The sequence below is a fragment of the Pseudomonas sp. Tn43 genome (assembly GCF_014192635.1).
In the GTDB taxonomy this organism is placed as follows: domain Bacteria; phylum Pseudomonadota; class Gammaproteobacteria; order Pseudomonadales; family Pseudomonadaceae; genus Aquipseudomonas.
This window is the reverse complement of record NZ_JACHYG010000004.1, coordinates 609,525-616,096: the sequence shown is the minus strand read 5'-3', so window position 1 is coordinate 616,096 and position 6,572 is coordinate 609,525. Positions and strand designations below refer to the sequence as shown.

Genomic DNA, 6,572 nt, shown 5'->3' with positions numbered 1-6,572 from the left:
CACAAACCCCACTTAGACGCCGGATAGATGAAAGCAAGCCAAACACGCATCAAAAACAGTATTGCAGAAAAGGGGGTAACCATAGATGTAGGAGCGAGGCTTGTGTGGCGAGGGGGCTTGCCCCCGTTCGGCTGCGAAGCAGTCGTAAAACATTGCCTGGGGTGCGGCTGACACATCGCAGCTGCAGGTTTTTGGGCCGCTTCGCGACCCAACGGGGGCAAGCCCCCTCGCCACACAGCCTCGCGCCTACAGTGGGCGGTTTCAGGCCTTCTGGCTTTGCCGCCTATCTTCCCGCGGGCACCGCTCAAACTTCGCCCGATAGCTTCGGGTGAAATACGACGGTGATTCAAACCCGCACGCGATACTCACTTCCAGCACGCTCATATCGGTCTGGCGCAGCAATTGCCGGGCTTTCTCAAGCCGCAAGCGCAGGTAGAAATTGCTCGGCGTGTCGTTCAGGTGCAGGCGAAACAGGCGTTCCAGCTGGCGCCGGGTCACTTTGATCGATTCGGCCAACTCCAGCGTACTCAGCGGCGGTTCGCTGTGCTGCTCCATCTCTCCGATCACGTGAACAAGTTTCTTGTTGCTGATGCCATAACGCGTGGCGACTTCCATGCGCTGGTGGTCTTTGCGCGGGCGAATGCGCCCGAGCACGAATTGTTCGCTGACCTGGATCGCCAGCTCCGGGCCGTGGGCCTGACCGATGAGGTCGAGCATCAGGTCGATGGAAGCCGTGCCGCCGGCAGAAGTGATGCGCCGACGGTCGATCTCGAACAATTCCTGGGTAACGCTCAGCTGTGGATAAGACTCCTTGAAGGCGTCGATGGCTTCCCAGTGCAGGGTCAGGCGATGGCCGTCGAGCAGGCCGGCTTCAGCGAGGATGAAGCTGCCGGTGTCGATGGCGCCGAGGGTCACGCCTTCGTTGTCCAAGCGGCGCAACCAATGCTCCAGTGCCGGGCTGGTGAACTTCAGCGGCTCGAAACCGGCGACTACCAGCAAGGTAGCGCCTTTCTTCAGGGGTTCCAGCGCCGCATCGGCGTTGACCGACATGCCGTTACTGGCCAAAACCGCCCCACCATCCGCGCTCAATACATGCCAGCGGTACAGCTCGCCGCGAAAGCGATTGGCGACCCGCAGCGGCTCGATGGCCGAGATAAAACCGATCGCCGAAAAACCCGGCATCAACAAGAGGTAGAAATCCTGGGGCATGGAGCGCACTCGCTTAGCAGGTAAAAAGAGGCCAGGTAACGAGAGGGCGGCTAGCGTGTGGACGTTGATACGCCACTTGCAAGCGGCATTCAAGGGCTCAGGTCGCCGCAGTGCAAGAGCTGGTCGCCGCAGTGCGTTTTCACGGGCCTTGAGCTGCGTAACTTGGCACCACCGGCGCACAAAGATGACCGGACCCACAATAACGACCTGCCGAGGAACCCGACATGAAACGACTGATCAGCAGCTGTGTTCTTGCACTCAGCGGTACCGCTTTCTTGAGCGCCAGTGTCATGGCGGCCGAACCCGCATCGTGCCAGAACGTGCGCATGGGCGTAGTGAACTGGACCGACGTGATCGCCACCAGCGCCATGACCCAGGTCTTGCTCGACGGTCTCGGCTACAACACCAAACAGACCAGCGCCTCCCAGCAAATCATCTTCGCCGGGATTCGCGACCAGCGCCTGGACTTGTTCCTGGGCTACTGGAACCCGCTGATGACGCAGACCATCACCCCGTTCGTCGATGCCAGGCAGGTCAAAGTGCTCGAAGCACCCAACCTCAAGGATGCCCGCGCCACCCTCGCCGTCCCGACCTACCTCGCCGATAAAGGCCTGAAAACCTTCGCCGACATCGCCAGATTCGAAAAAGAACTGGGCGGCAAGATTTATGGCATCGAGCCTGGCTCGGGCGCCAATACGCAGATCAAGGCGATGATCGCCAAGAACCAGTTTGGCTTGGGCAAGTTCCAGCTGGTCGAGTCCAGCGAAGCCGGCATGCTGGCAGCGGTGGATCGCGCCGTGCGGCGCAAGGAAGCCGTGGTGTTTTTCGGCTGGGCGCCACACCCGATGAACGTCAACGTGCAGATGACCTACCTCACCGGCAGCGAAGACGCTCTCGGCCCGAACGAAGGCATGGCCACCGTGTGGACGGTCACCGCGCCCGATTACTTGCAGCAATGCCCGAATGTCGGGCGCCTGCTGAGCAACCTGACGTTCACCGCCGAAGACGAGAGCCGGATGATGCAGCCGTTGCTCGATCACAAGGACGCTTTCGAATCGGCGAAGCAATGGCTCAAGGATCACCCGCAAGACAAGCAACGCTGGCTCGAAGGCGTGACCACCTTCGACGGCAAACCGGCGGCTGATAACCTCAAACTGACCAGTCAATAAACCCGAAATGAACCACCTATTCGCAGCCCGATGCGGGCTGCGAACGGAATCGTCACGCCCAGAGCCACACCCATAATCACGCCTGTAAGGAACCTGCCCCATGAACCACGACGTCATCATCACCTGCGCACTCACCGGTGCTGGCGACACGACCGCCAGAAGCCCACATGTGCCGGTCACCCCGAAACAGATCGCCGCAGCCGCCGTGGAGGCCGCCAAGGCTGGCGCCACCGTGGTCCACTGCCATGTTCGCGACCCGCAAACCGGCAAGTTCAGCCGTGACGTGGCGCTGTACCGCGAACTGATGGAGCGTATCCGCGAGGCCGACGTCGACATCATCGTCAACCTCACCGCCGGCATGGGCGGCGACCTGGAAATCGGTGCGGGCGAGCACCCGATGGAGTTCGGCCCGAACACCGACCTGGTCGGCCCGCTGACCCGTCTGGCCCACGTCGAAGAATTGCTGCCGGAAATCTGCACCCTGGATTGCGGGACCCTGAATTTCGGCGATGGCGACACCATTTACGTGTCCACCCCGGCGCAACTGCGTGCGGGCGCCAAACGCATTCAAGCGCTGGGTGTGAAGGCCGAGCTGGAAATCTTCGACACCGGTCACTTGTGGTTTGCCAAGCAAATGATCAAGGAAGGTTTGCTCGACAACCCGCTGTTCCAGCTGTGCCTGGGCATCCCGTGGGGCGCGCCGGCGGACACCACCACCATGAAAGCCATGGTCGACAACTTGCCGGCCGATGCGGTCTGGGCCGGGTTCGGCATCGGACGCATGCAAATGCCCATGGCGGCGCAAGCGGTGTTGCTGGGAGGCAACGTGCGGGTGGGCCTGGAAGACAACCTGTGGCTGGACAAGGGTGTTTTGGCGACCAACGGCCAACTGGTCGAACGCGCCGGCGAAATCCTCAGCCGCCTCGGCGCCCGCGTTCTGACCCCGGCTGAAGGCCGCAAGAAAATGGGCCTGACCCAGCGCGGTTAACCCACACACAAAACCTGTAGGAGCGAGGCTTGTGTGGCGAGGGGGCTTGCCCCCGTTGGGTCGCGAAGCGGCCCCAAAACCTGTAGCCGCGGAGTGTCAGCCACACCGCATGCAATGTTTTACGACTGCTACGCAGCCGAACGGGGGCAAGCCCCCTCGCCACACAAGCCCGCTCCTGCAAAGATCACCGAACTCTTTAGGACGTCGCCATGAGCTTTATCACTGATATCAAAACCTTCGCCGCCCTGGGCAGCGGTGTCATCGGCAGCGGCTGGGTGTCTCGCGCCCTCGCCCACGGCCTCGACGTGGTGGCCTGGGACCCGGCGCCCGGTGCCGAAGCGGCCCTGCGCAAACGCGTCGCCAATGCCTGGGGCGCACTGGAGAAACAAGGCCTGGCACCCGGCGCGTCACAGGATCGTCTGCGCTTTGTCGACACCATCGAAGAATGCGTTCGTGACGCGGATTTCATCCAGGAAAGCGCTCCGGAGCGACTGGAGCTGAAACTGGAACTGCACAGCAAAATCAGCGCGGCGGCCAAGCCCAATGCCTTGATCGGTTCCAGTACATCGGGGCTGTTGCCGAGCGAATTCTACGAGAGCTCGACCCACCCGGAACGCTGCGTGGTCGGGCACCCGTTCAACCCGGTTTACCTGCTGCCATTGGTGGAAGTGGTCGGTGGCAAGAATACCGCGCCGCAAGCGGTTCAGGCGGCAATGAAAGTCTATGAATCCTTAGGGATGCGCCCCTTGCATGTGCGCAAGGAAGTACCTGGTTTTATCGCCGACCGCTTGCTCGAAGCGCTATGGCGGGAGGCGTTGCATCTGGTCAACGACGGCGTGGCGACCACGGGTGAAATCGACGATGCGATTCGTTTTGGCGCGGGCCTGCGCTGGTCGTTCATGGGCACCTTCCTGACTTATACCCTGGCGGGTGGCGATGCGGGCATGCGGCACTTCATGGCGCAATTCGGGCCAGCGTTGCAGTTGCCCTGGACCTATCTGCCGGCACCGGAACTGACCGACCAATTGATCGATGACGTGGTGGATGGCACCCGCGAGCAGTTGGGCCAACACAGCATCTCGGCGCTGGAGCGCTATCGTGATGATTGCTTGCTGGCGGTGCTGGAGGCGGTGAAGACCACCAAGGCCAAACATGGCATGACGTTCAGCGAGTAACCCAAGTCAGGGGCCAGCAGGTCTGGCCCCATCGCGGGCAAGCCCGCTCCCACAGGGATTTACCGGGTGGCATAAATTGCATTTACACTTCAAATCACTGTGGGAGCGGGCTTGCCCGCGATAGCGGCAGCACAGTCAACACATATTCTGGATCACTCACTATGCCCACCCTCACCACCTACCAAACCAGAATCATCCCCGACTGGGTCGACTACAACGGCCATCTGCGCGATGCCTTCTACCTGCTGATTTTCAGCTACGCCACCGACGCGCTGATGGATCGACTGGGCATGGACAGCAACAGTCGCGAGGCCAGCGGCAATTCGCTGTTCACCCTCGAACTGCACCTCAATTATCTGCACGAAGTGAAGCTCGACGCCGACGTCGAAGTGCACACCCAGATCATTGGCCATGACAGCAAGCGCCTGCATCTGTATCACAGCCTGCATCTGGCAGGCACTGACAAGGAGCTGGCGGGTAACGAACAAATGCTGCTGCACGTCGACCTCGCCGGACCTCGATCCGCCCCGTTCAGCGAAGAAACCTTGAGCAAGTTGCAAGCCATTGTCGCCGAGCAAACCGACTTGCCCGCCCCCGCCTTCATTGGCCGAGTGATCGCTTTGAGAACGCCCCCTACGCCCGAAAAATAAAGGAGCTCGTCATGAACACCGCCGCCGCTGTTGCCGATTTCCGCACCTACCCGTTAATCAGCGCGTTGACCGCCGTGCACACCCTGGCGGACCGCATTCACGTGCAGTGGGCGGACGGTCGGGTCAGCCCTTTTCATCATCAATGGCTACGGGACAACTGCCCATGCCCGCAGTGCGTTTACACGGTGACCCGCGAGCAAGTGCTGGAAATCGTTGATGTCGCGGAAGATCTGATCGCCAACAGTGCACAGATCGATGCCGAGGGTTGTCTGTGTGTCGCTTGGCAGGACGGCCACCTCAGCCGCTTCGACCCGGGCTGGCTGCGAGCCCACGCCTATGACGATGAATCCCGCGCCGAACGCCGGGCCGCCAAACCGAAAAGCAAGTTGTGGGACAGCCACCTGAAGCTTGCAGTGTTTGACTATCAGGCGTTGATGGATGACGACGACGCTTTGCTGCAATGGCTATTGGCGGTGCGCGACATCGGCCTGACCCAGGTTCGCGGCGTACCCACGCAGCCAGGCTCGCTGAAGCTGATTGCCCAACGGATTTCGTTCATCCGCCAGAGCAATTTCGGCGTGCTGTTCAACGTGCAGTCCAGGGCCGATGCCGACAGCAATGCCTACACCGCCTTCAACCTGCCTCTGCACAGCGACCTGCCCACACGAGAGCTGCAACCGGGACTGCAATTTCTGCATTGCCTGGTCAATGACGCCGACGGTGGCGAGAGCATTTTCGTCGACGGTTTTGCCATCGCCCAAGCCTTGCGCCAGGAAGATCCCGAGGCATTTCGGGCCTTGTGTGAAATCCCCGTGGAGTTCCGCAACAAGGACCGCCACAGCGACTACCGCTGCCTGGCGCCGATCATCGCCCTGGACGCTTTCGGGCAGGTGTCGGAAATCCGCATGGCGAACTTTCTGCGCGGGCCGTTCGATGCTTGCGTCGAGCAAATGCCCGGGTTCTATCGCGCGTACCGACGCTTCATGGCGATGACCCGCGAGGCGCGCTTCCGGGTGATGACGCGGCTCAACCCCGGCGAGCTGTGGTGCTTCGACAACCGCCGCACCCTGCACGCCCGCAACGCTTTCGACCCCGCGACCGGCGCCCGGCATTTCCAGGGGTGTTATGTCGACCGGGATGAGTTGTTGTCGCGAATTCTGGTGTTGCAACGCTAGACCGCGTCATCGTTCATCGCGGGCAAGCCTGCTCCCACAGGCATCACGCAAAACTCTATAGGAGCGAGGCTTGCCCGCGAAAGCGTCAGCCCAATCAACACTTTTCATCACTGATTCACAGGCAAAAAAAACCCCGATCAAGCCGTGACAGGATCGGGGCAGAGGTGGGTACTGTTGAGGAGCTGTTGCGCGAGGGTGACCAAACC

General features: G+C 61.2%; 6 protein-coding genes. 5 read left to right on the top strand and 1 reads right to left on the bottom strand.

From position 1 onward, the window contains the following. Nucleotides 1-261: 261 nt before the first annotated feature. Entirely contained in the window at nt 262-1,209 is a 948-nt protein-coding gene (locus tag FHW68_RS14520; RefSeq protein WP_183680971.1) for a GlxA family transcriptional regulator, read from the bottom strand. A gap of 224 nt (nt 1,210-1,433) precedes the next feature. On the opposite strand from FHW68_RS14520, the gene FHW68_RS14515 reads away from it, so the two are divergent. The 5 genes from FHW68_RS14515 (at nt 1,434) to FHW68_RS14495 (ending at nt 6,366) form a co-directional block, all read left to right on the top strand. Beyond that, nucleotides 1,434-2,378 (top strand): choline ABC transporter substrate-binding protein, encoded by a 945-nt coding sequence (locus FHW68_RS14515; RefSeq protein ID WP_183680969.1) that lies wholly within the window; start codon nt 1,434-1,436, stop codon nt 2,376-2,378. A gap of 100 nt (nt 2,379-2,478) precedes the next feature. After that, complete coding sequence (locus FHW68_RS14510) at nt 2,479-3,366, top strand: 3-keto-5-aminohexanoate cleavage protein (protein WP_183680967.1); 888 nt, start codon at nt 2,479-2,481, stop codon at nt 3,364-3,366. A gap of 209 nt (nt 3,367-3,575) precedes the next feature. Further along, entirely contained in the window at nt 3,576-4,541 is a 966-nt protein-coding gene (locus FHW68_RS14505) for an L-carnitine dehydrogenase (protein ID WP_183680965.1), read from the top strand. A gap of 161 nt (nt 4,542-4,702) precedes the next feature. After that, nucleotides 4,703-5,191 (top strand): thioesterase family protein, encoded by a 489-nt coding sequence (locus FHW68_RS14500; protein WP_183680963.1) that lies wholly within the window; start codon nt 4,703-4,705, stop codon nt 5,189-5,191. 11 nt (nt 5,192-5,202) lie between these two features. Beyond that, nucleotides 5,203-6,366, top strand: a complete 1,164-nt coding sequence (locus FHW68_RS14495) for a gamma-butyrobetaine dioxygenase (protein ID WP_183680961.1) — start codon at nt 5,203-5,205, stop codon at nt 6,364-6,366. Nucleotides 6,367-6,572: the final 206 nt, after the last annotated feature.

Coding starts and splice junctions, on each gene's coding strand:
- FHW68_RS14520 (WP_183680971.1), bottom strand. CDS start 1,209: ATGCCCCAGGATTTCTACCTCTTGTTGATGCCGGGTTTTTCGGCGATC.
- FHW68_RS14515 (WP_183680969.1), top strand. CDS start 1,434: ATGAAACGACTGATCAGCAGCTGTGTTCTTGCACTCAGCGGTACCGCT.
- FHW68_RS14510 (WP_183680967.1), top strand. CDS start 2,479: ATGAACCACGACGTCATCATCACCTGCGCACTCACCGGTGCTGGCGAC.
- FHW68_RS14505 (WP_183680965.1), top strand. CDS start 3,576: ATGAGCTTTATCACTGATATCAAAACCTTCGCCGCCCTGGGCAGCGGT.
- FHW68_RS14500 (WP_183680963.1), top strand. CDS start 4,703: ATGCCCACCCTCACCACCTACCAAACCAGAATCATCCCCGACTGGGTC.
- FHW68_RS14495 (WP_183680961.1), top strand. CDS start 5,203: ATGAACACCGCCGCCGCTGTTGCCGATTTCCGCACCTACCCGTTAATC.